Below are 22608 nucleotides of genomic sequence, written 5' to 3'. Positions count from 1 at the left end.
TTGTAATCTTATTGGGTTTTTGTTGTATAAAAAACAAAATCGAAGCGTTGGTGTAATAAAGAAGTAATTATCTTGTTTTTTTAATGAGAGAAAAGAATAACGTAATTTCACGCATAATGTAGCACTAATTGAAAGAGTAAAAGGGAAGCAAACAAGATGAAAAGTTCTTTTTCTTTATAAAAAACATTGAAAAAAGAAGATGAAATTTCTAAAAGGAAAGCCTTTCATGTCAAGCGTATTTGATATAATGTGGCTGCAATTTAAGGGGATTAACCGAAGAGTTTAAAAGTAAATTTTAGGGAAGTTGAGGGGCTTATGGAACAAACAATCAGTATCAAACAATTATTTGAACTACTAAGGAAGAGGATCGGATTGATCATATTAGGAGGACTAGCAGGCCTTTTGATTTCAGGTCTATTAGCCTTTTTCATTTTAACGCCGAAATACAGTTCACAAGCACAGTTAGTAGTCACATTACCGCAAACAGAAACAACCAATGCCAATGACGTGAATACCAACTTGCAGATGATCAATACATATAAGGATATTATTACCGGAGATTTGGTAACTAAGGAAGTATCAGAGAAATTAAGTTCTGAATACGGATTGAAAATGAGTACAAATGATTTGAAAGAAACAATTAAAGTCGAACAAAATCAGAATTCACAAATGTTTTCAATTATAGCAACGAGTAATAGTCCAAGAGCTGCAGCAAATATTTCAAATACAACTGCTGAGATATTTAAAGCAAATGCAAAAGATGTATTGAATGTCGATCGTATTTCAATTATCTCGCAAGCAGTAGCAAGTAGTGATCCAGTCTTTCCGAATAAGAAGTTGACAATTGCTGCTGGGTTATTAATTGGGTTGATGATAGGGGTCTTTCTAGCAGTCGCTCTTGAATTACTGGATCGTACAGTAAAAGAAAGTAAAACATTAACAGATGAGTTTGGTTTGACGCTTTTAGGTAACGTTCCAGAATTAACACAAAAAGAATTGAATGCTAAAATCCGTCGCGAACCAGCACCGACAATCACTAAAAGAGAAGTTCCAAAAAAAGAAACAGACATGACTCTTGATCGTCGCAGACGGAAACGGGTCTAGGAGGTAACTATGGCTAAAAGAATGAAACAATCAGATGTGGCTCAGGCAGTTAGCCTGTTCACTTTAGTAGATAAAAGTTCACCTGTATCAGAACGCTATCGTACAATTCGAACAAACATCCAATTTGCGTCTTCAGCAGATCGACAAATTAAGACATTAGTAATCACTTCGTCAGGACCAGGAGAAGGAAAATCAACGACAGCAGCGAATCTGGCAGTGGTGTTTGCTAATTCTGGTCAAAGTGTTTTATTAGTGGATGCGGACATGCGGAAAGCAACAGTACACAAAACCTTCCTATTAAATAATGGTGTGGGTTTAAGTAATGTTTTAAGCACGGACATGAATGTGAGTGATGCGGTTCAACGCAGTGTTGTTCCTAACCTGTATGTGATGACCAGTGGACCAAAGTCACCCAATCCATCAGAACTATTAGGTTCAACTCGAATGGATCAATTGGTCAGGGAATTGAGAGCTGATTATGATTTTGTGATCTTTGATATGCCGCCGATCGTAGCGGTAACCGATGCCCAAATCGTAGCCTCTAAAGCCGATGGCACAATGTTAGTAGTACGTGAAAATGTCACGCGTAAGGATTCATTACAAAAAGCCCGTGAACTTCTATCAATGGTCAATGCCAATGTATTAGGCGCTGTTTTTAACGGTAGTACGGATGCAAATGATCAAGGCTATTACTATTATGGTACCGATAAATAGTATAAGAAGGTGAACAGTTTGATTGACCTACATAGTCATATTTTACCAGGGGTAGATGATGGTGCTCAAACAATTGAAGATAGTATCGAAATGGCAAAAAAAGCGGTGAGTCAAGGAATCACACACTTGATGTGCACACCGCATCATAATAATGGAAAGTATTCCAATCCTGCTCAGCAAGTGATCACTAGGGTCAACCAATTGCAAGCAGTATTGGATCAAGAGGATATTCCACTTACTTTACTAGAAGGACAAGAAGTACGGATTACTGGGGCACTTTTAGAAGACATAAACAATCAAGAAATCTTGTTTACTGATCTGGATAATACTTACATCTTAATTGAGTTTCCTTCTGGTGATGTACCAGAGTATTCAGAACAGCTTTTTTTTGAATTAATGAGTCATGGTCATGTACCAGTAATTGTTCATCCAGAGAGAAACGCGGTTTTTCGAAAAGAACCAAATCGTTTAATACCATTTTTGCAGATGGGCGTGCTTACTCAATTAACGGCTCCAAGTATTGTTGGTGTATTTGGAAAAGATATTCAAAAGACAGCAAAGCTTATGTTAAAGCATAACATGCTATATATGGTTGCCTCTGATGCACATAATTTAAGACACCGAACGTTTCTGATGAAAGAAGCCTATGAAGAAATTCGTAAAATCGGTGGAGAAAGAATGATTGAAGAGATGGAGCAGATGGCAAAAGATTTGGTGAATGGTGATGAAGTTGTCAGACCGGAATTTATGATTATGAAGGAATCACGCTTCAAATTCTTTAATTAATAGTTTGTTTGGGGGAGCTTATTATGAAAAGTGAAAAAGCTTTTGGGGATGTGAATATTTTGAAGACCAAGTCTCCTGTAAAGAGAGAAGGCTCTCAATTAATTTGGGTAGATAAAGAAAAAATTCAGAAGCAAAAGGGATATGATTTCGTTAAACGACTCATTGATTTTTTTGCAGGAATTGTCGGGATTATATTAATCTCTCCGATAATGCTTTGGATTGCTTATAAAATACATAAAGATGAGCCAGGTTCTCCAGTCATCTTTGCACAAAGACGTGTCGGACGAAATGGGAAACTATTTACTATGTATAAGTTTCGTTCGATGTGTGTTGATGCAGAAGAAAGATTAGACGGATTGGTTGATAAAAATGAAATTAAGGGTGCCATGTTTAAAATGAAAGAAGACCCGAGAGTGACTGAGTTCGGGAAATTTATTAGAAGAACAAGTTTGGATGAACTCCCACAACTGATTAACGTTATTAAAGGGGACATGAGTTTGATCGGGCCAAGGCCACCTCTGCAGAGGGAAGTTGTTGAGTATACACAGTATGATATGCAGCGATTGTTAGTGAAACCAGGGTGTTCAGGACTATGGCAAGTTAGCGGTCGGAACGATGTTCATTTTGATGAGATGGTTCGTTTTGATATTGATTATATTCAAAATCGGGGGATTCGCTATGATATCTCATTGATTTTTAAAACAGTTAAAGTAATGATTAAGCCGGGTGGGGCATATTAAGGAGTATTTTTTGTGGTAGATAAGAAGCAGCATGTATATATCATTGGTTCAAAAGGAATACCTGCAAAATATGGAGGGTTTGAGACCTTTGTTGAAAAATTGACAGAATATCAAGTTGATAAAAACATCCAATATCATGTAGCGTGCATGACTGAAAATTCAGCCAAATCAGGTATTACTGACAAGCACTTTGAGCATAATGGCGCAAAGTGCTTTAACGTTGATGTACCGAGAATTGGTCCAGCTCGAGCAATATATTATGATATTGCTTCTTTAAAATACGCAATTCAATTATCTAAGAAGAATCAAGATTATAAACCAATTTTTTATGTGTTAGCCTGTCGAATAGGACCATTTATTAGTAGTTTTAAAAAAAATATTGCTGCTTTGAATGGTAAATTATTTGTTAATCCAGATGGTCATGAGTGGATGAGAGCTAAATGGAGCTATCCCATTCGCCGTTATTGGAAATATTCTGAAAGATTGATGGTGAAGCATTCCGATATATTGATTTGTGATAGTAAAAATATCGAAGAATATATTCTACAAGAATACAAAAAGTATTTTCCTAAGACAATTTATATTGCTTATGGGACTGATTTAGCAAAGTCATCACTTAAAAATAAAAGTATGATTGTTCGAAAATGGTTTAAAGACAAAAAGATTAGAGAAAATAATTATTTTTTAGTCGTTGGAAGGTTTGTTCCGGAAAATAATTATGAGTCAATGATCAAAGAGTTTATGAAATCTAATACAATTAGAGATTTGGTAATAATCACAAATGTAGAAAAAAACTCATTTTATGAAAAAATAAAAAGAGATACCCGTTTTAATCTTGATTCTCGAATTAAGTTCGTTGGAACAGTTTACGACCAAGAGCTGCTTAAATACATTAGAGAAAATGCATACGCTTATTTGCATGGGCATGAAGTTGGAGGAACAAATCCTTCGTTATTAGAATCTCTTATTCTTACAGATTTGAATCTACTATTAAATGTTGGATTTAATAGAGAAGTTGCTTTGGATGGCGCGATATATTGGGAAAAAAATAATCTTAATCAAATGATTGATTTTTCTGAGGAAATCACCGTGAGAAAAAAAATTCAATATCATGAAAAAGCAACTGAAAGAATTAAAAAAATATATACTTGGGAAAGTATCTGCTCCAACTATGAAAAAAATTTTTTGAATTAAAATTCGAATGATTTAAAGTATAGGATGAAATGAAATGAAAAAAATTTTACTGTTATCAAATATGTATCCTTCAAAGAGATATCCTCATTATGGGATATTCGTTAGAAACACTGAAAAAATTTTAAATGAAAATGATTATGAAGTAATTAAAGTAGTAATGGAAAAAGAAGATAGAAAATTTTTGAAATTTTGGTCATATTTTATATACTTTTTTAAATCTTTATATATGCTTTTATTCAAAACAAATGATTATGTATATATTCATTATCCTTCACTTTCAGGGGTACCGGTTATATTAAGCAATTTTTTTAAGAAACAAAATATTATTATCAATATTCATGGAAATGATTTGGTTCCCGAATGTAAGAAGGATTCCATATTTGTAAGGTGTACATTGAGACTAGCATCTCTAGCAACTAAAGTTATAGTTCCTTCAGAGTATTTCAGAGAGATAATTGTTAAAAAAAATCCAGATTTGAGTGATAAAGTGGTGGTTTTTCCATCTGGTGGCGTAGATACCAAAACATTTAACAAAATTGACAGAGACATTTCAATAAGTAAATTGGGTTTAAAAAAGGATCGTCATTATATTGGTTATATTGGTAGGATTGAAACTTCAAAAGGGTGGAATATTTTCTTAGATATGATTAATAATATTGATGATACTGATATAGAGTTTATCATAGTAGGTGATGGATCTGAAAGAACAGAATATGATAAAAAGGTAAAGGATTTGAAATTAACTGATAGAATTATAAAATACAATTTATTATCTCAACGAGATATAAATTATATTTTTAACGTCCTAGATATTTTCGTTTTTCCTACATTTAGAAAGAGTGAAAGCTTAGGATTAGTTGGTCTAGAAGCAATGTCTACTAATACTATTCTACTTGCAGCTAACAATTATGGTCCTACTAGTTACGTAGTGGATGAAGTAAATGGTTTTCTATTTGAAAGTCAGAATGTTGAAAGTTTAGTAAAAAAAGTATCTGAAATAATGAATATGAGCGAATTAGAGAAGTCACTAATTCATAGTAATGCTGAAAAAACATTACAAGATTTTTCTATTGATAAAATGTCTGACCAATTAGTATCTATTTTCGAGGGAGCAAATAGATGATAAAAACAAATTCTATAACTACACTTTTTCTTTTCTTATCTATTATTACAAGCGTAATATCCAATTTTTTTAGTAGTTTATCTAATTCCGATGAAATATTAACTATTGTTTATTTAATTTTTATATTTATTATGCTTCTTAGGAATAAAGGGAATATTGATGTTTTTTTCTGTTACTGTGTAATTGTCATAATAATTACAACAATTATAGGGTTGTTATCAAATCACTTCTCTGGGTTTCAAATTACAATATTTCCAAAAATGGTAGACATATTGATGAGTATGAAAATATTGATTACCTTTACTTTTTATTATGGCATCAGTTTTCATAATACTAAAGAATATATTAATGAGAAAATGGAAGTTTTTGCCAAAATTTTTATATCATGCTTGTTCTTTCTAGGAACGATATCACAATTTATACTCAATGATATGGTTTTAATAGAAAAAAGGTATGGGTTACGTCCATTTAAGTTTGTATATGATTTTGCTGGAGATACGGGATTTCTAGTTTTAGCACTAATGATTATTATTATGCTGAAACCAAATAAATTAAAGATGAACGATTATATTTTTATCTTATTAGGTGGATTGGTTATTTTTGAAACAACAAAAATACAAGCAATGATATTTCCAATAGCTTTACTAGGAATGGGTCTTTTCAAAAAATTAAAGATGAAAGTAAATATTGGTGCGTTTTCTGTAATTGGCATCATGTTATTAATAGCCGGATATTCTCAGCTACAAGATTATTTTTTGGATGTATACCACTATTCTCCAAGAAAAATTATGTTGTTGGATTCACTAAGATTGGCAAATCAAAATTTTCCTCTTGGAACGGGATTTGGTTCATTCGGTTCAGAGATGGCTGCTAGATACTATTCACCAATATATTATTCTTTAGGATACGGAAATATGTATGGTTTAGATGGAAATCAGGATTTTTCTACTTTGAATGATAATTATTTAGCAATGTTGTTAGCTCAGTTCGGTTGGATTGGTGCGATATTGTATTACTCGTTATTTTTAATAATTATCAAATTATCTTTGAATTTAAAGATAAGTAGACAAAGAATTCTTGCTCTTTCGACCATCATCACATATCTGATTGCCTCTATAGGAAGTGGGAGTGTAAAATCTAGTGCTGGTGTATTAGGTTTTGGATTATTAGGAATAATTTTATCGGATGCAAAAAAAAACATTGGAGAAAGAGATAATGGGGAAAATTGGAATAGTAACATTACCGGGAAATTTTAATTATGGAAATAGGTTACAGAATTATGCGTTACAAACAATTTTAAAACAAAGAGGATACGAAGTAGAAACATTGGAGATAACGTTTTCTCGAATGAATAAATTTAGAAAAACTATCGCCGCATTTAAAAGATGTTGTTTAAGCCCAAGTCTAATAAAAAAGCTATTCAAACAAAGAGAATACGGTAAAGAGTTTCTGGAAATGTCTGCACTGAAATCTCCTCAATTACTTCCATTTACTGAAAAATATATTATAACACGTTTCATAAAGTCAGAAAATGAACTGAAAAAAATTCATTCCGAATATGATTGTTTTATTACTGGAAGCGATCAAGTTTGGAATCAATCATCAATGAGTGATTCGACTTATTTTTTAGATTTTATTCCATATGAAAAAAGGTTTTCGTATGCTGCTAGTTTCGGAAAATCAAAGATTTTAAGAGCAGACAAAAGCTACTTTAGAGACAACTTAAATGGGATGAAAAAAATTTCTGTTCGAGAATGGCAAGGTAAAAAGATTGTAAAAGAGTTGACTAATAAACAGGCATATGTGCATATTGATCCAACAATGCTATTAACTTCTCAAGAATGGAGAGAACTGAGTCTTAAGGAAAACATAAGATGGTTACCTTCAAAAAAATTTATTTTAGTATACACTTTACGTGGAATGGATAGAGCCAAGAAAGAGGAGATAAGTAATTTTGCTGAAAATAAGAATTATGAAATTCTTTCAATAATGGGAGATTCGATTGATGAAAAAAGCCAAATACTTACTGTAATTCAATTTGTTCAGGCGATTGACAGGGCTGAGCTTGTTGTAACTGACTCTTTTCACGGGGCTGTTTTTTCGATAATTTTGAATACGCCATTCCAAGTTCTGGAACGTAGAACGGGTAATATGAATTCTAGGCTAGAAACATTATTAGAAAAATTCAAACTAACTAAAAATTTAGATAGGGAGGGTTTGAGTTTCGATGATATATTAAATACAGATTTTACTGAAACGGATTCTGTTTTATCAAGTGAAAGAAAACAATCAAAAGAGTATCTTGATTGTTTTCTTGACAATAGGGTGACCAGCAATGAATAAAAGTTCCGAACGCAAGTTTGCAGTAGTGCTTTCATATACAAATATCATATTGAAAAACTTAATAGTTTTTCTTTATACCCCCTTTTTATTAAAATATTTAGGTCAATCTGAATATGGAATTTACCAGATGACTAATTCTGTTATTATGGGTTTAAGTGTTCTATCTATGGGTTTTTCGGGCTCATATGTTAGATTTTATATGAAGTTTAAAAACGCAAAAGACAAAAAATCTATTAATAACTTAAATGGAATGTATTTAATATTGTTCGTTGGAATTGCTCTGTTAAGTCTTATTATAGGATCGATATTGGTTATAAATACAAAAAGATTTTTTGGAGCTTCATTTACTGAAGAACAGGTTCAACAAACTCAATTATTAATGGGGATATTAGTTTTAAATATCGCTATCACATTTCCTTCAACAGTTTTCGATTGTAATATTCTGGCTAATGAGAAGTTAAAGTTTCAGCAAGGACGGCAGGTTGCTCAAACTATTGCAGTACCAATAATCAGTATTCCTCTAATAATTTTTGGAGCCGGTGCTGAAGCGATTGTGATTACTCAAACCATCACCACCATTATATTGTTGATTATGAATATCAATTTTGCTGTAACCAAATTGAACATGCGTTTTAGTTTTAAAAAAATACCATTAGATCTTCTTAAGGAAGTTTCGATTTTTTCGTTTTTTATTTTTTTATCTCAAGTAATTGACTTAGTAAATAATAACGTTCCTAGTTTTATTGTTGGAATGTTTCTTGGCGCTAAAGATGTAGCTGTATATTCTGTAGCTTCACAAATAAAGAATTTATTTTTTATGCTATCCGTGGGACTGTCTGGAGTATACGTTCCTCATATTAATGAGTTGGTGAGTTCTGGGACTACAAAAAACAAATTGTTACATTTAATGATTAAAGTCGGTAGACTTCAACTAATTCTTTTGACCTTCATTCTAGGGGGGTTCATTGCTATTGGTAAATTTTTTATAGTAACTTGGGCAGGAGAAGAAAATATTCAGGCTTATTATCTTTTGATATTAATGGTTTTGCCAGTGTTAGTTCCACTTAGCCAAAATGTAGGAATTGAGATACAAAGAGCTATGAACAGGCACTATTTTCGATCAATTGTTTATTCAATTTTTGCTTTAATCAATGTTGGCATTACTGTATTTTCAGTTATTAATTTTGGAATTTTAGGATCAATTTCTGGTTACATAATTGCTACTGTATGTGCAAATGGTATCGCTATGAATTGGTACTATCAGAAAAAAATGGGATTAGATATGGGTTTTTTTTGGAAAAGTATTGTGAATGTTTTTATTCCTTTCATCATAGCTACAACTATTGTGTTTACGATATCTAATATTATTGGAAATATAAATATAGTTACTTTCGTTTTATTAGGATTAATCTATTCTGTAATTTACATAGTCCTTTATCTGTGCATCAGTGCTACTGATTTTGAATTAAGTAATATAAAAAAAATGATTAATTATGTAAAGAGATAATTTAGTTTTAAGGAGAGATACTAGTGGAGAAATATTATACAGATGAAAAGAATGCTCAAATAGTAATAGCACTTTTAAAAAAGCATGGAATTAACCAGATTATTGCTTCTCCAGGAACAACTAATATACCAATTGTTGGTAGTGTACAAAATGATCCTTTTTTCACTGTTTTTTCTTCTGTAGACGAAAGATCAGCTGCTTACATGGCTTGTGGACTTGCTAGAGAAAGTGGGAAACCTGTTGTATTGACATGTACAGGTGCAACTGCATCTAGAAATTATCTTCCTGGTCTTACAGAAGCTTATTACAGTAAAATTCCTATAATTGCACTAACATCACTTAACGATTTACAGGATGTAGGAAATTTGAAGCCTCAAAATATTGACAGAAGTCAATTACCAAATGATGTTGTAAAGATGTCTGTTAATCTTCCAGTCGTTAATTCTTCTCAAGACTATTGGTTCGTAAATCATCAGGTGAATAGAGCCTTTTTAGAAACGACTCGTCACGGAGGTGGTCCTGTCCATATTAATTTAAATACTAATTATATGGCGACTTTTACTACTAAAGAACTTCCTAATGTTAATTACGTTCAAAGATTTTTTTCTCATAATCAAGAATTACCTCAGATTCCCGAAAATTCTAAAATTGGGATATTTATTGGAAGACATAAAAAGTTTACTAAAGAGGAAGAGCACCTGATTGATAAATTTTGTGAACAACACAATGGAGCAGTTTTTGGGGATAGAACAAATGGCTATAGTGGAAAGTATCTTCTGAATTCTTCATTAGGGGGAGTAAATTTAACTAGAAAACATGCTAAATTTTCTAGTTACGCACCAACATTAACTATTCATCTCGGTGAGGTTACAGGTGACTATTCAAGTATGGATACCTTTAATAAAAGTAATGGACCTGTTTGGAGAGTTTCCGAAGATGGTGAGTTAAGAGATACTTTTAAAAGACTTAGTTATGTATTTGAAATGAAAGAAAGTGTTTTTTTCAGCAATTACATTGGAGAACACTGTGATACTAAAAACATTTCTTTTTTTGAAACATGGAGGAAGTATATATCATCATTACGCAACTCAATTCCGGAATTACCTTTTGCTAACTCTTGGATTGCACAAAAAACAATACCCGAGATACCAAAGAATTCTTTTATAAATTTTGGTATTTTGAATTCATTGAGAAATTGGAATTTTTATCCTATGGATTTGTCTATTCAAGTAGAATCAAATGTTGGCGGGTTTGGTATAGATGGATTACTTTCGACTACGTTGGGCGCTTCTTTAGTTGATAAGAAAAAATTATATTTTGTTGTATTGGGAGATCTAGCCTTTTTTTATGATGTAAATAGTTTAGGGAATAGACATTTAGGTAAAAATATAAGAATACTATTAATTAATAATGGTACGGGAACAGAGTTTAGAAACTCTTCTCATATTGGATCTCAGTTTGGTGAGCAATCTGATCAATTTATCGCCGCTGGAGGCCACTTTCAACAAAAATTCAATTCGAGTGTCAAAGGTCAATCTTTAGCTCAAGCATGGGCAACTACTATAGGATTTAAATATTACTCAGCAAAATCTAAGGATGAATATTTAAATATTTTGCCAAATTTTATGGAATCTGATACTGATACCCCAATTCTTGTGGAGGTATTTACCACTCCAAAGGATGAATCAGATTCTCTAGAGAAGATGGTTAGCTTAGATAAAGAATATTCATTGAAAGGAAAAGCTTATAATTTTTCTGAACGTATTTTGCCAAAGGAAAGCTTAAAAAAAATAAGAAGAAATTTGAAGAACTAGGAGAAAAAGATGGAATTCTTAAAAAAAATTAAAAATTTTTTTTTATCAATGAGACAAAAACAGAAAATACCGATTATCAAAGAATCATCTAAAGATAGTTTATTAAAAAATAGAACGGCTATGATTACTGGTGGTACAGGAGCAATAGGTCAAGCGATTGCAACTGCTTTTATTGAAAGTGGGGCTAAAGTTTATTTGATAGGAAGAAGTTCAGATAAGTTGAAAAGTGTATCTGATAGACTTGGTGATAATTGCGACTACTATCAAATGGATATTACAAATGTAAAAATGATGAAAGAGAATGCACTAGAATTATTAAGACTAGCTAATTATGAGATCGATATTCTTGTTAATAGTGCTGGAATCCTTACTAAAGAGCATTTTGGACATGTTTCAGAAAAAACTTGGGATGAGGTTATAGATACAAATTTAAAAGGTACCTTCTTTTTAAGTCAAATTGTCTCTAATCTTTGGATAGAAAAAGGTATAAAAGGGAATATTTTGAATATATCTTCGGGAAGTGGTCTAAAACCCGGTTGGACTCCTTATCAAATTTCAAAACAAGCCTTGGATTCAGCAACTATTGGTATGGCTCAGTTTCTCATTCCTTATGGCATCATAGTAAATTCAATAGCTCCTGGTCCAGTTTTTTCAAGCATGCAAGGTTTATCAGAAACAGATTCTATAGAAAGTTTTGAAAATCCTACTGGGCGCTTGGTTACGCCTGTTGAAATTGGTGAATGGGCCGTTTACATGGTTTCCGCCATTGGTCAATATGCTGTCGGAACTGTTATGCACTTAACTGGTGGAAATGGCATATTCCAAGTTGAAGATCGATAGTCATTTATCGAAATACTTAATAATAATGACTATGTATCTATAATAATACTTTTACTAGTTAATCTAGTTGTAATCTTTGAGTTTTTAGGGGGTTTTTATGAGAAAGGAACAATGGATAAATATCAGAGGGTTGGCTATTCTAAGTGTTATCATTATTCATACTACAACAATGAGATTTAATAGTAGCAGTATGCTGAATAATTGGATTAATCTTTTTTTTGATCAAGTTTCTAGATTTGCGGTTCCTGTATTTTTCATGTCCTCAGGATTTGGTTTAGGTTTAAAACATATGACAGAAACTAATATATTAAATTTTTACAAAAAGAGATTAAAGATAATTCCAGAGTACATATTCTGGTCAATTGTCTATTTTGTTTTCAGTTCTAACGATAAATCTCTTTCAAAATTATTAATAGATATTATCACTGGGAACGCGAGTGGTCAATTATATTTTGTAATTGTCCTAATTCAATTTTATTTACTGTTCCCTTTTATAAGAAGAATAGCAGTTAGGAAAATTGGTTTGCTAATTTTTTTTGTTATAACAGTGAGTTGCCAAATAATGTATCAGAGTGGATACAATTTTGAAACTTATACTATTTGGAATTGGCTTTTCTATTTTAATTTTGGAATATACTTAGCGAATAATCATAATCTATTAATGACAATTAAAAGAAAAAGTACTTTTATATTTTTGATTGGGACAATAGCCATTTTGTTTTCAGCAGGACTTTTTTTTGAATTTAGTGAAAGACCCATAAATTTAATAACTAGTACAATAAGACCCACAATGATTTTCTATTCGATCGGAATAATGAGTGTGTTTCTTATGAGGTTATCTAAACCGTTGAGTTTTTTTAGAACGCTTGATAAACATTCGTTAACTATATATTACGTTCACCTCCTTTTTTTAAAGGTACTTTTTCTTGTACTAGAAAAAGTGAAAGTAAACACTACTAATTTTTTCGTTTTAGTGATAGTAGCGCTCTTAACTGTTGGATTATCACTTGCTTTTTCAGTAATTTATGATGGCTACCGCGATAAGTTTATAGAATATATAAAAGGACTAAAATAATTTTTTATTATAGGTAATTAAAAAAAGAGGGTTGATCAAATGACAGAAAAGAAAAAGCGTAGGCGTGAAGGCGTCAAAAGAGCAAGCAGATCAAAAAAGATTTTCTTAACATTACTAGGAATCTTACTAGCGATCATCCTCGTAATCGTTGGTGTTGGTGCAAAAATGTATTATGATGTGAAGTCTACAGCGGATGATGCCTATGAGACGGTGAAGCGTAGCGGTTCTGAAAAGCGTCAGGTGAATTTATCTGAACAGGAACCGTTCAGTGTGTTACTTCTAGGAGTGGACACGGGCGCGCTCGGTCGTACCGAGCAAGGTCGCTCGGATACGATGATGGTGGCGACGGTGAATCCGTCAACGAATGAGTCTTTATTAGTAAGTTTGCCTCGGGATACGTATGCGGAGATTGTTGGCCATAATACGGAAGATAAGATTAATCATGCGTATGCCTTTGGCGGAGCTGCGATGTCGATGGATACGGTAGAGAAGTTAGTGGATATTCCGATTAATCACTATATCACGATTAATATGGAAGGCATTGAGGCTTTAGTTGATGCGGTTGGCGGGATTGAGGTTAATAATCCTTTTGAGTTTACGTATGAGGGAACGACTTTTCCGAAGGGGTCTCAGGAGCTTGATGGTGAGCTGGCCTTGAAGTATTCGCGGATGCGTTATGATGATCCGAATGGAGACTATGGTCGTCAGGAACGGCAGCGCCAGATTATTACAGGCGTCTCGAAGAAGGTGTTAAGTACAAATGGCTTGACGAATTACCAATCGATCTTAACAACGATGGGTGAAAATGTGAAGACGGACTTGAGCTTTACGGATATGCGGACATTGATGGGTGACTATCGTGGGGCGTTTGGCAATATTAAATCGGATCAAATGAAGGGTGAAGGCTTTATGCAAGATGGAGTTTCTTATCAACGAATCGATCCGACTGAGTTGAAGCGCGTGCAGGATGAATTGAAGGCGCAATTAAAATAAAGTTGATAGAAAAATCCAAGATAAGAATATCATCGAATATTCTGTTTTGGATTTTTTTAATTGATTGCTACTCGATTGCAGCACAGCTGATAATTTTTTAGTCATAATCATGAATTTTTTGTTTGATAATAAAGAACTATTTGCAATAGAAATATTTGACGGGGAAACTTATTTTTTTTGGATTTTTCGAAAGAGATTATGAAGCAACTAATGATTAATAAGATATAAATAGTTTTTATTTGTTTTCGTTAACAAAGAATTAATTTGTCTATTATTTTATATCGGTAAAACGAAAATATGAAAAATATTGTCTTTTTGTTTAATAAAAAGTATACTTAAATCATCAAAATATTATTTTTGATGATTTTTTGTTTGTCATTTTTTAGTAAAGGAGGTATGTAGATGAAGAAAATTGTAAGTGGGTTCATTGCACTCATTGCGGTGATTTTATTTGTGGGGCCTAGTGCTCAAGCGGATGGTGCGATTACTGCGGATGAGCAAAGAATTTTGTCGGAACTGGACAAAGGTGTAACTGTGGGCGGAAAGACGTTCAATATTGGCGCATCTGAACGTGCGCAAGCAGAAAACTTTTTGAAGCAGAATGATGTGTCTGCGGATAAGGTGAATGTGGTGGTTGAACAGATTCAGAGTGCTCGTGCTTTAGTTGAAGCGTCAGGTCTTGATGTATCAAACATCCATTCGATCGAAGCATTGATTAAGGCGTTGCCGCTGAACACTAAGAACCAATTGAAGGATATGATCACCAAAGCGGCGAATACCCTTGGGCTGACAATTACCTTCTACCCTGGAGGCTATTCTATTACTCAGCCGGGCTCTGGTTCAGCCGGTTCAACAAGTTCAGGTAGCACTGTTTACACATCAGGTGGTGCTGTGAAGCAGACAGGCGTGACCTATTTGTCTAGCGCGATTTCCTTCGCAAGTTTACTACTCGTTGCAGCAGGTGCATTTGTAGTAGGACGTAAAAAGTTTGCCTAGGTCTTCAAGCTTGAAGAGGGTTGGAGTGACTTTAGTCGCTCCAATCATCTTTCTGGTTATCGGCTATTCTTTGATTTATGTAATAGGAAAACCTGTCATACAATTTGTGACTTCTTCTATCCAACTGTTTTTATTAACGGACACTCCTAACTTTGAGACTACGAAACAGTCATTTACGGCTGTGGACAATAAAAAGATCGCAACGAATGCGAGAAATGAACTGCCATCGAGTAAGATTGATTATCCGGTAGGCGGGCAGCTTTATGGGAAAGTGAAGATAGAAAAACTGCAATTGAATGTTCCTTTATATTTTGGAGATACCGAAGAAATTTTGCGTGAAGGTGCGGGGCAATTTATGGGTTCTGTTTATCCTGGGGAATTGGGAACATCGTTGATCGGCGGACACAATGTCGATGACTTTGGCAAGTTGGGTGCGGCACAGGTTGGCGATGAGATTACACTCCAAACAACCTATGGAAATTATGTCTATCGCATCAATCAAATTGAAGTATGAGATAAGAAGGATAAAGAAATCAATGACATGATCTATCAGCGCAATGATCGGCGAGTGATTCTTTATACCTGTTATCCAATTGATAGCTTGGGATTAACCAATGAACGGTTATTTGCCATCGGAGAATTTGTCTCTGGGCCGATGATCAATGGCAATGAGTAATGGTAATTATCAAAAAAACGATCGCAGAATAAGGAGGAAGCAACGACAATGAATCATATGAGACGAACTATTCCCCGATGGATTTTGGCCTTTATCGGGTCCTTGCTTCTTTTTGCGACGTTGGCTTTGGTGTGTATCCGCATGACGTTGTTCAATCAGGATTTTATGATCCAACAGGTTCGCCGGACGGGGTACGTTGAGACGATTTGCAAGGATATGACAGAAAGTATTCAAGACTTAGGGCGGGGTAGTAATATTCCTCCTGAAGTCTTGGCAGATGTTGTTCCTAAAGAGATGGTTTCGTCAAATGTTGAGAATTATATTCGAAGTATTTATCAGGAAATTCCTTTTGAGCTTCAAGGGGAGAATCTGATTAAAGAAAATATTCTCAAAAATGTCGATCTGTATGCAAAACAGAAGAATTACACGATTGATGACGCGACACACACGAATTTGAATAGTTTAGCAGAGAGTGCAACTAAGAATTATTCTTCCTATATTGAGATTCCATATTTACTGGAGTACGGGAAGAAGGTCATGAGCTTTCGTTCTTCGTTAAATCTGATTTTGATTTTGGTGGCAGTCGCTGCATTGTTTATTTTTCTAGGATTAATCATGATGGTCAAAATGAAGCATCAACGTATGCGCTGGAGCAGTATTGTCTTTTTTGGCGCGGGGCTGATGTTAATCGTCTTGCCAGCAGCGATTTATTTTAGCGGTGTGATTAATCGTTTAGGGATTATGTCTGAAGGCTTGTATCGTTTTGTGACGCAATATATTACGGCGTTTGATCTGAGTTTTGTTTTTGCGGGACTGGGTTCAACGGTTCTGGCGATTCTACTGGTGCTTATCAGTGAACGGTTTCGTCGTAAGAAAATACTTAAGGTTCGTTAGTGAGGGGAAAAGTGATGGAAGAGACAATCAGCTTAGTAGAATTAATTCAAATTTTAAAGAAGAAGGCATTATTGATCATCATGACCACGATCGCGGGGATTGGACTGGCGGCTGGGGTCACCTTTTTCATGCTCACTCCGATTTATGATTCAGCGGCGCAGCTGATCGTGCAAAATAAGCAGGCCGAGGGAACAGCGACCAATTTGCAAAATGATATCAATGGCAATGTGCTGTTAATCAATACATATAAAGATATGATCAAAGGAGATATCGTTATCGATGCGGTTCAAAAGGAGCTGCAAAAGGAATATCAATATACCTATAGTAATAACGAGTTGAAGGAGATCATTGAAGTGGAGCAGGCGCAAAATTCTCAAATGTTCCGTATTATCGCGAAATCTCCGGAACCGCGGAAGGCAGCAACGATCGCTAATGTGACCGCGGAAATATTTAAACAAAAAGCGGAGGATGTGTTGGAGGTCAGCAAGGTGACGATCACTTCAAAGGGCGTCGTTCCATCAAAAGCGATCTTTCCTAATAACAAACTGAATCTACTGATCGGTGCAGTCGTAGGGATGATGCTTGGTGTCGGATTAGCATTCTTAATTGAATTGTTCGATAAAACGGTTAAAGATGATCGGTTTATTGCTGAATCATTAGGTTTGCCAATTCTAGGTCAGGTATCTGAAATAAGTAAAAAGGATCTGTTCGAAAATCGTGGCGTGATTGTAAAAACGCCGGAGGAGACTCAGCGAATGGGTGCTCGGACAGTCAATACACGCAAACGTAAGCGTGTGTAGGAAACGATATTATTGAGAACTAGGAGAAGATAAGTAGATGGCGAAAAGAAAACAGATGGTCAATCCAGTTGATTTAATTGCTTCAATCAACCCTTTTTCTACAGCAGCAGAACAATACCGAAAAATTCGTACAAATATTGAATTTTCTTCAGCGGACAAAAAAATTAAATCGTTGGTTGTTACTTCATCAGGACCTTCAGAAGGAAAATCGACGACAGCGGCTAATTTAGCGATTGTGTTTGCGAATACAGGAAGTCGTGTGCTGCTGGTGGATGCGGACTTGCGACGGCCGAGTGTGGCGTTGAGCTTCAAGGTTCCTAATGTGAATGGGTTGAGCAATTATTTAACGGAAGGAAATTCCTCCAGCGGCAGCTTTCGTAAAGAGAGCACGTATCTGACACAAGGTAGCACGGCACTTGATAATCGGTTAATTGAAACTAGCACGGAGAATTTGTATATCATGCCAAGCGGTCCGATGCCGCCGAATCCTTCTGAACTGCTACGATCGAAAAAGATGCAGGAATTGGTAGATGTGTTGGAGGAATCCTTTGACTTAGTGATTTTTGATATGCCGCCGGTGGTGACAGTAACAGACGCGCAAATTCTATCTGCTTACGTGGACGGGACGATCCTAGTGATTCGGGAACGGGCGACCAAGAAGCAAGCCGTGATAGAAGCGAAAAAAATGCTGGATATGGTTCAGGCGAAAATCATCGGGGTCATTTACAACGGGAAGAAACAAGGCGACGACTCCTACTATTATTACGGTGCGGAAGGAACTAAGTGAGCAATAAATGATCGATCTACATAGTCACGTCTTGCCTGGGGTGGATGATGGCGCGCAAAATCTAGAGGATAGTCTGGAAATGATTCGCAAGGCGATTAGTCAGGGAATCACTCATCTGATGTGTACGCCCCATCACAACAACGGAAAGTATCACAATCCAGCAGACAAGATCATTCAACAGGTGGAAGCTTTACAAAAAGAAATTGACCAGCGGGGATTGAAGCTGACCTTGCTGGAAGGGCAAGAAGTTCGGTTAACGGAATACCTCTTGATGGAAATCGAGCGTGGAGAGCTCTTGTTTACGGATTTAGATGATACCTATTTATTGGTGGAACTGCCGACAAATGAGGTTCCGTTATATGCAGAGGAAGTCTTTTATCATTTGTTGAAGCAAGGGCATGTTCCGGTAATTGTTCATCCTGAAAGGAACACCGTTTTTCGCAGAGAACCCAATCGCTTGCTGCCATTTCTTGAAATGGGTGTGCTGACACAACTGACGGCCCCAAGTATCGTAGGTGTCTTCGGAGATGAGATCCAGCGAACGGCTAAACAAATGCTGGAGCACCAGATGCTGTATATGGTTGCTTCTGATGCCCACAGTTTGCGGCATCGGAACTTTTACATGAAGGAAGCCTACAAGGTGATTCAAAAAGTCGGCGGGAAAAAGATGGTAGCGGACATGCAGCAAATGGCTAGGGATTTGGTGAATGGTGATCCAGTCATGCGGCCGAAGTATCAAGCGATAAAGGAAAGACGGTTCAAGCTTTTTTAACTGGAATTATCCCAACTCGATAGTATTGAGAAATTGAGACTGTGATTGATAAAAGTACATCACAGTCTTTTTTTAATACCTTTCTTTAAGCTTTTCTTGTGACCTCTCCCTTTTTAATGAAGCTTTTGAGAAGTTTCGCTATAATTAGTTGCTATAGGAATCACGTTAAGGATTCACAGATAAAGTGATTGAGGAGGGGATTGTATGAAGAAAATCATCGCAGGTATCGTATCTTTTGTGGCAAGCTATGGAATGATTTACTATCTGGTCATGCCAACCTTGCAGAATTATCCCCGCTTGGACAGGATGGCGCAGCGATTTGAATATACGGATGAAGCTCTGTGGCTGTTCATCTTTTTGAGTTTATGGCTGTTCTATTGGCAGTGGGAGCAGCGCAAGCTATGGAACATATATTTGTATCTTTTTTATAGCTGCTACTTTTTATTGCTGTTTATCATGCTCTTCACGAAGGCGCGGGCGTATCACTCGTTTAACTTGAATCCCTTTGAGCTGTATTTAAACAATGGACAGCAGATCATTGAACTGATTTTGAATACTGCTTACTTTATCCCTTTAGGTTGTCTGTACGGACTGCGAGCGAAGCCGGTGGAGGCAGCGTTAATTGCCTTGATTACGATTATTGGGATTGAGACGATTCAATATGTTTTCTATATTGGTACGTTTGATATTTGGGATATCTTTACGAATTTTGCTGGATGTATGCTGGGATATTTCATTTCTACCTTAATAAAGAAACGAATGAATAATTTAGTACGAATTTAATGTTAATAGCAATAGGAAAACCACCTGTCAGATTTGTCTGATGGGTATTTTTTTGTGGAAAAAATTGATTGCGCTGGGATGCTCTGGTAATTTCAATCAAAATAGTTGTCTAGCGTTTATATTCATGTTAACTTACAATTAGTAAGTGAGGTGTGTGAAGATGGAATATCTTTATCAAGCAGGAAGACCAGAGGGAAAAAAGTTTATTTTGCTTCATGGAACGGGCGGCGATGAAACATCGTTAATTGAATTGGCCAAATACTTAGATGCCGATAGTACGATCTTATCCTTCCGCGGCAAGATCATAGAGGATGGCATGAATCGTTTCTTCAAACGCAATGGACTGAATCAATTTGATTTTGAAAGTTTAGAAAAGGAAACAGATAACCTATTGGAAGTGATCAAGGAGATCAGCGAAGAAAAAGCAATCCCCTTGGAGGAATGGATATTAGTCGGTTACTCAAATGGGGCAAATATCGCAGCGCATCTATTGCTGGAACGTGAAACGATGCTAAACAAAGGTGTCTTTTTCCATCCAATGTCATTAGAGGTCCACACCCAACCATTTCCTTTAATCGATAAAAAGATTTGGATTTCTTATGGCGGAGACAATGATCCAATCGTTAGCGATGCTTCTTTTGCGAAATTAGTCGCGGCCTTTCGCGATCGCGATGCAGATATCACCGTTATTGAGACACCCCACGGTCATCAAATCTCGATGGACGAACTTCAAAACGCTCGCGAATGGCTGAAAGGGTAGTGACACTTTTTCGGATGTGGTAAAATGAATCGAAGGGGTGGCGCAATGGCAGATTCATTTGAATACAAGGGCTTGACCATAAAATCGACAGACTTGGCCTTCAGTGATGAAGAATTACAAAAATTATTGACCTTTGAAGGAGCGATCACACATGAACGCTTGAAGGGCTTCAATTTTCATTATTTTTTGATGCCTGAATACGACTTAAATGGTCTGTTGGCAAAACTCGGTGAGGCTGAACGTAAAGCAAAAAGGATATACTACATTACAGGACAGCTAGTCTCCAGCGATTTGAAAAACATGGCTGTAGATGGTTACTATATGCCGACAAACTGGGGCTTTATGCACGTAGATAGTCATAAATAAGAGGTGGAAGATGAATGCGCATCTTTCGCCTTTTATTTTTTGTACACAAAAGATCTTTACCACACGTGGAGTTGAAAGGGATAAGTAGGATGCTAATCATTGTTTTAAGCCGGAAATTCTCCATTCATAGCAATCGTAGTAGTTTGTCGATTTTCTTTTGTTGATAACTTGGAGCACGGCTCGTTTCTGTGGAATTCGTTGGGAAAGTATCGGGATTTTCCACATTTTCCACATAATCCACAAGTGGATAACTAGATGGAACTGATTAAAAAGTTATGTAAGATTTCCTTGATGGAGCTAAGAAAAATATTCTCGAGTTTTTTTCAGAATGATGTTATTGTACTTGAACCAAAACTGTTTTTTTAGATATTGATAGAACTCCTCACCTAGAAACACCAAAATTAATTTTGATCCCATCGCTAAAACCACTATAAACTCTGTTAGTATATCCACATATTCTATGATAGAATGCAGACGGAATGAACGATAGCTAGGAGACAGGCCTATGTATACAAAAGAAGTTTTCAATAATAAGATGAACAGCTGGATCAACATTGATGCGGAAAATACAGACGAACTAAAGAATCTTTATCGGGATTATGGAATTGATCGTGAATTTGTGGATTATTCCTTAGACCGCAACGAACGTGCTCATTTAGATTATGATAAAGCAACGGATGTCCTGTTGCTGATTTTTAACGCACCGAATCGGCGCAAGATCGACAATCATTATGAGACAGTACCGATGACTTTTATCGTTGTAAATCGAACACTAATTACAGTGACCAATCAGCAAACGAAATATTTGTACTTTGAAATTAAAAATTATTTAGAAAAAAATCCCGAGAGCACGCTGTTTGAGCTGCTATTTGGCAGTCTCTTCATTATCTCGGAGCAGTATTTCCCATTTGTCGAAGGAATGGATCGCGATCGCAAACGTATTAGTAATTTGTTAAAGGAAAAAACGACGAAGCAAAATTTGCTGCTGCTATCCGATTTAGAAACTGGAATTGTTTATTTTGTAACGGCTTCGCGGCAAAATGTGCTATTAGTGCAACAAATCAAAAGCCATGGTATCTATCGTCGCTTAAGTGATCAGGAAAAGGAACGTTTAGATGATGTCCTGATTGAAGCGCAGCAATTAGTGGAGATGACGAAGCTGTCATCGCAGATTTTACAGCAGCTTTCAGGCACTTATAACAATGTTTTGAATAATAACTTGAATGATACGATGCGTATTTTGACTGTTCTTTCGGTTCTTTTGACGATTCCTACGATCGTCTCGGGCTTTTTCGGAATGAACATGCCGCTACCATTGGAGCACAATGCTTTTGGCTGGATTATTACGATCATCGTTAGTCTCTTCTTGTGGTTTGGATTATCGTATGTTCTGCGGAAACTGATGAAATAATTCTAAAGTGACATAGACTCGAATTTAACAACTTAATAAAACAGGAGAAGAGAATGACACGATCTCTTTTTCTGACATTAAAATCCGTTTGGTTTATAAGCTAAACAAGGATTATGTATAGAAAAATCTT

At 35.4% G+C, this 22608-nt stretch carries 22 protein-coding genes and 1 pseudogene; all 23 read left to right on the top strand.

Annotated elements, in window-relative coordinates; genetic code table 11:
- Window positions 1-315 precede the first annotated feature (315 nt).
- Complete coding sequence (locus tag OMU_RS16700; protein ID WP_016181043.1) at window positions 316-1104, top strand: YveK family protein; 789 nt, start codon at window positions 316-318, stop codon at window positions 1102-1104.
- A 9-nt stretch (window positions 1105-1113) separates the two neighbouring features.
- Window positions 1114-1818 (top strand): CpsD/CapB family tyrosine-protein kinase, encoded by a 705-nt coding sequence (locus OMU_RS16695; RefSeq protein ID WP_016181042.1) that lies wholly within the window; start codon window positions 1114-1116, stop codon window positions 1816-1818.
- Between the two features lie 18 nt (window positions 1819-1836).
- The gene (locus OMU_RS16690; RefSeq protein WP_016181041.1) at window positions 1837-2604 is read left to right on the top strand and encodes a tyrosine-protein phosphatase; all 768 of its coding nucleotides are present in this window, start codon (window positions 1837-1839) and stop codon (window positions 2602-2604) included.
- Window positions 2605-2627: 23 nt separating this feature from the next.
- Window positions 2628-3344 carry a sugar transferase gene (locus OMU_RS16685; protein ID WP_016181040.1) on the top strand — a complete coding sequence of 239 codons (717 nt, stop codon included), beginning with the start codon at window positions 2628-2630 and terminating at the stop codon, window positions 3342-3344.
- Window positions 3345-3356: 12 nt separating this feature from the next.
- Entirely contained in the window at window positions 3357-4538 is a 1182-nt protein-coding gene (gene cps2T / locus OMU_RS16680) for a beta 1-4 rhamnosyltransferase Cps2T (protein ID WP_016181039.1), read from the top strand.
- Between the two features lie 34 nt (window positions 4539-4572).
- Window positions 4573-5661, top strand: a complete 1089-nt coding sequence (locus tag OMU_RS16675; protein ID WP_016181038.1) for a glycosyltransferase family 4 protein — start codon at window positions 4573-4575, stop codon at window positions 5659-5661.
- Window positions 5658-6917: a hypothetical protein gene (locus tag OMU_RS16670; protein ID WP_016181037.1), complete on the top strand. Its 1260-nt coding sequence runs from the start codon at window positions 5658-5660 to the stop codon at window positions 6915-6917. The genes OMU_RS16675 and OMU_RS16670 overlap by 4 nt, the downstream gene beginning before the upstream one ends.
- Complete coding sequence (locus OMU_RS16665) at window positions 6877-8004, top strand: polysaccharide pyruvyl transferase family protein (protein ID WP_016181036.1); 1128 nt, start codon at window positions 6877-6879, stop codon at window positions 8002-8004. Before OMU_RS16670 ends, OMU_RS16665 begins: the two co-directional genes overlap by 41 nt.
- Entirely contained in the window at window positions 7997-9511 is a 1515-nt protein-coding gene (locus OMU_RS16660; protein WP_016181035.1) for a lipopolysaccharide biosynthesis protein, read from the top strand. The genes OMU_RS16665 and OMU_RS16660 overlap by 8 nt, the downstream gene beginning before the upstream one ends.
- Before the next feature lie 23 nt (window positions 9512-9534).
- Window positions 9535-11325: a thiamine pyrophosphate-binding protein gene (locus OMU_RS16655; protein WP_016181034.1), complete on the top strand. Its 1791-nt coding sequence runs from the start codon at window positions 9535-9537 to the stop codon at window positions 11323-11325.
- 9 nt (window positions 11326-11334) lie between these two features.
- Window positions 11335-12165 (top strand): SDR family NAD(P)-dependent oxidoreductase, encoded by an 831-nt coding sequence (locus OMU_RS16650; RefSeq protein ID WP_016181033.1) that lies wholly within the window; start codon window positions 11335-11337, stop codon window positions 12163-12165.
- A gap of 97 nt (window positions 12166-12262) precedes the next feature.
- Window positions 12263-13240 carry an acyltransferase gene (locus OMU_RS16645; protein ID WP_016181032.1) on the top strand — a complete coding sequence of 326 codons (978 nt, stop codon included), beginning with the start codon at window positions 12263-12265 and terminating at the stop codon, window positions 13238-13240.
- Window positions 13241-13279: 39 nt separating this feature from the next.
- The gene (locus tag OMU_RS16640; RefSeq protein ID WP_016181031.1) at window positions 13280-14233 is read left to right on the top strand and encodes an LCP family glycopolymer transferase; all 954 of its coding nucleotides are present in this window, start codon (window positions 13280-13282) and stop codon (window positions 14231-14233) included.
- A 402-nt stretch (window positions 14234-14635) separates the two neighbouring features.
- On the top strand, window positions 14636-15229 hold the full coding sequence (locus OMU_RS16635; protein WP_016181030.1) for a hypothetical protein: 594 nt from the start codon (window positions 14636-14638) through the stop codon (window positions 15227-15229).
- Window positions 15230-15254: 25 nt separating this feature from the next.
- Window positions 15255-15905 (top strand): annotated as a pseudogene (locus OMU_RS16630) (class D sortase).
- Window positions 15906-15953: 48 nt separating this feature from the next.
- Window positions 15954-16799 (top strand): hypothetical protein, encoded by an 846-nt coding sequence (locus OMU_RS16625; RefSeq protein WP_016181028.1) that lies wholly within the window; start codon window positions 15954-15956, stop codon window positions 16797-16799.
- A gap of 14 nt (window positions 16800-16813) precedes the next feature.
- Window positions 16814-17599 carry a YveK family protein gene (locus OMU_RS16620; protein WP_016181027.1) on the top strand — a complete coding sequence of 262 codons (786 nt, stop codon included), beginning with the start codon at window positions 16814-16816 and terminating at the stop codon, window positions 17597-17599.
- 37 nt (window positions 17600-17636) lie between these two features.
- Window positions 17637-18386 (top strand): CpsD/CapB family tyrosine-protein kinase, encoded by a 750-nt coding sequence (locus tag OMU_RS16615; protein WP_016181026.1) that lies wholly within the window; start codon window positions 17637-17639, stop codon window positions 18384-18386.
- 7 nt (window positions 18387-18393) lie between these two features.
- A complete protein-coding gene (locus tag OMU_RS16610; RefSeq protein ID WP_016181025.1) occupies window positions 18394-19158 on the top strand; it encodes a tyrosine-protein phosphatase in 765 nt (254 codons plus the stop codon).
- A gap of 204 nt (window positions 19159-19362) precedes the next feature.
- Window positions 19363-19941: a VanZ family protein gene (locus tag OMU_RS16605; protein ID WP_016181024.1), complete on the top strand. Its 579-nt coding sequence runs from the start codon at window positions 19363-19365 to the stop codon at window positions 19939-19941.
- A 160-nt stretch (window positions 19942-20101) separates the two neighbouring features.
- A complete protein-coding gene (locus OMU_RS16600; RefSeq protein ID WP_016181023.1) occupies window positions 20102-20701 on the top strand; it encodes an alpha/beta hydrolase in 600 nt (199 codons plus the stop codon).
- A 45-nt stretch (window positions 20702-20746) separates the two neighbouring features.
- Complete coding sequence (locus tag OMU_RS16595; RefSeq protein ID WP_225844239.1) at window positions 20747-21067, top strand: hypothetical protein; 321 nt, start codon at window positions 20747-20749, stop codon at window positions 21065-21067.
- A gap of 505 nt (window positions 21068-21572) precedes the next feature.
- Window positions 21573-22478 carry a magnesium transporter CorA family protein gene (locus tag OMU_RS16590; RefSeq protein ID WP_016181021.1) on the top strand — a complete coding sequence of 302 codons (906 nt, stop codon included), beginning with the start codon at window positions 21573-21575 and terminating at the stop codon, window positions 22476-22478.
- Window positions 22479-22608: the final 130 nt, after the last annotated feature.

Source organism: Enterococcus avium ATCC 14025 (genome assembly GCF_000406965.1).
In the GTDB taxonomy this organism is placed as follows: domain Bacteria; phylum Bacillota; class Bacilli; order Lactobacillales; family Enterococcaceae; genus Enterococcus_A; species Enterococcus_A avium.
Note: the sequence above shows the minus strand (reverse complement) of the source record. Positions and strands in the feature narration are given on the sequence as shown.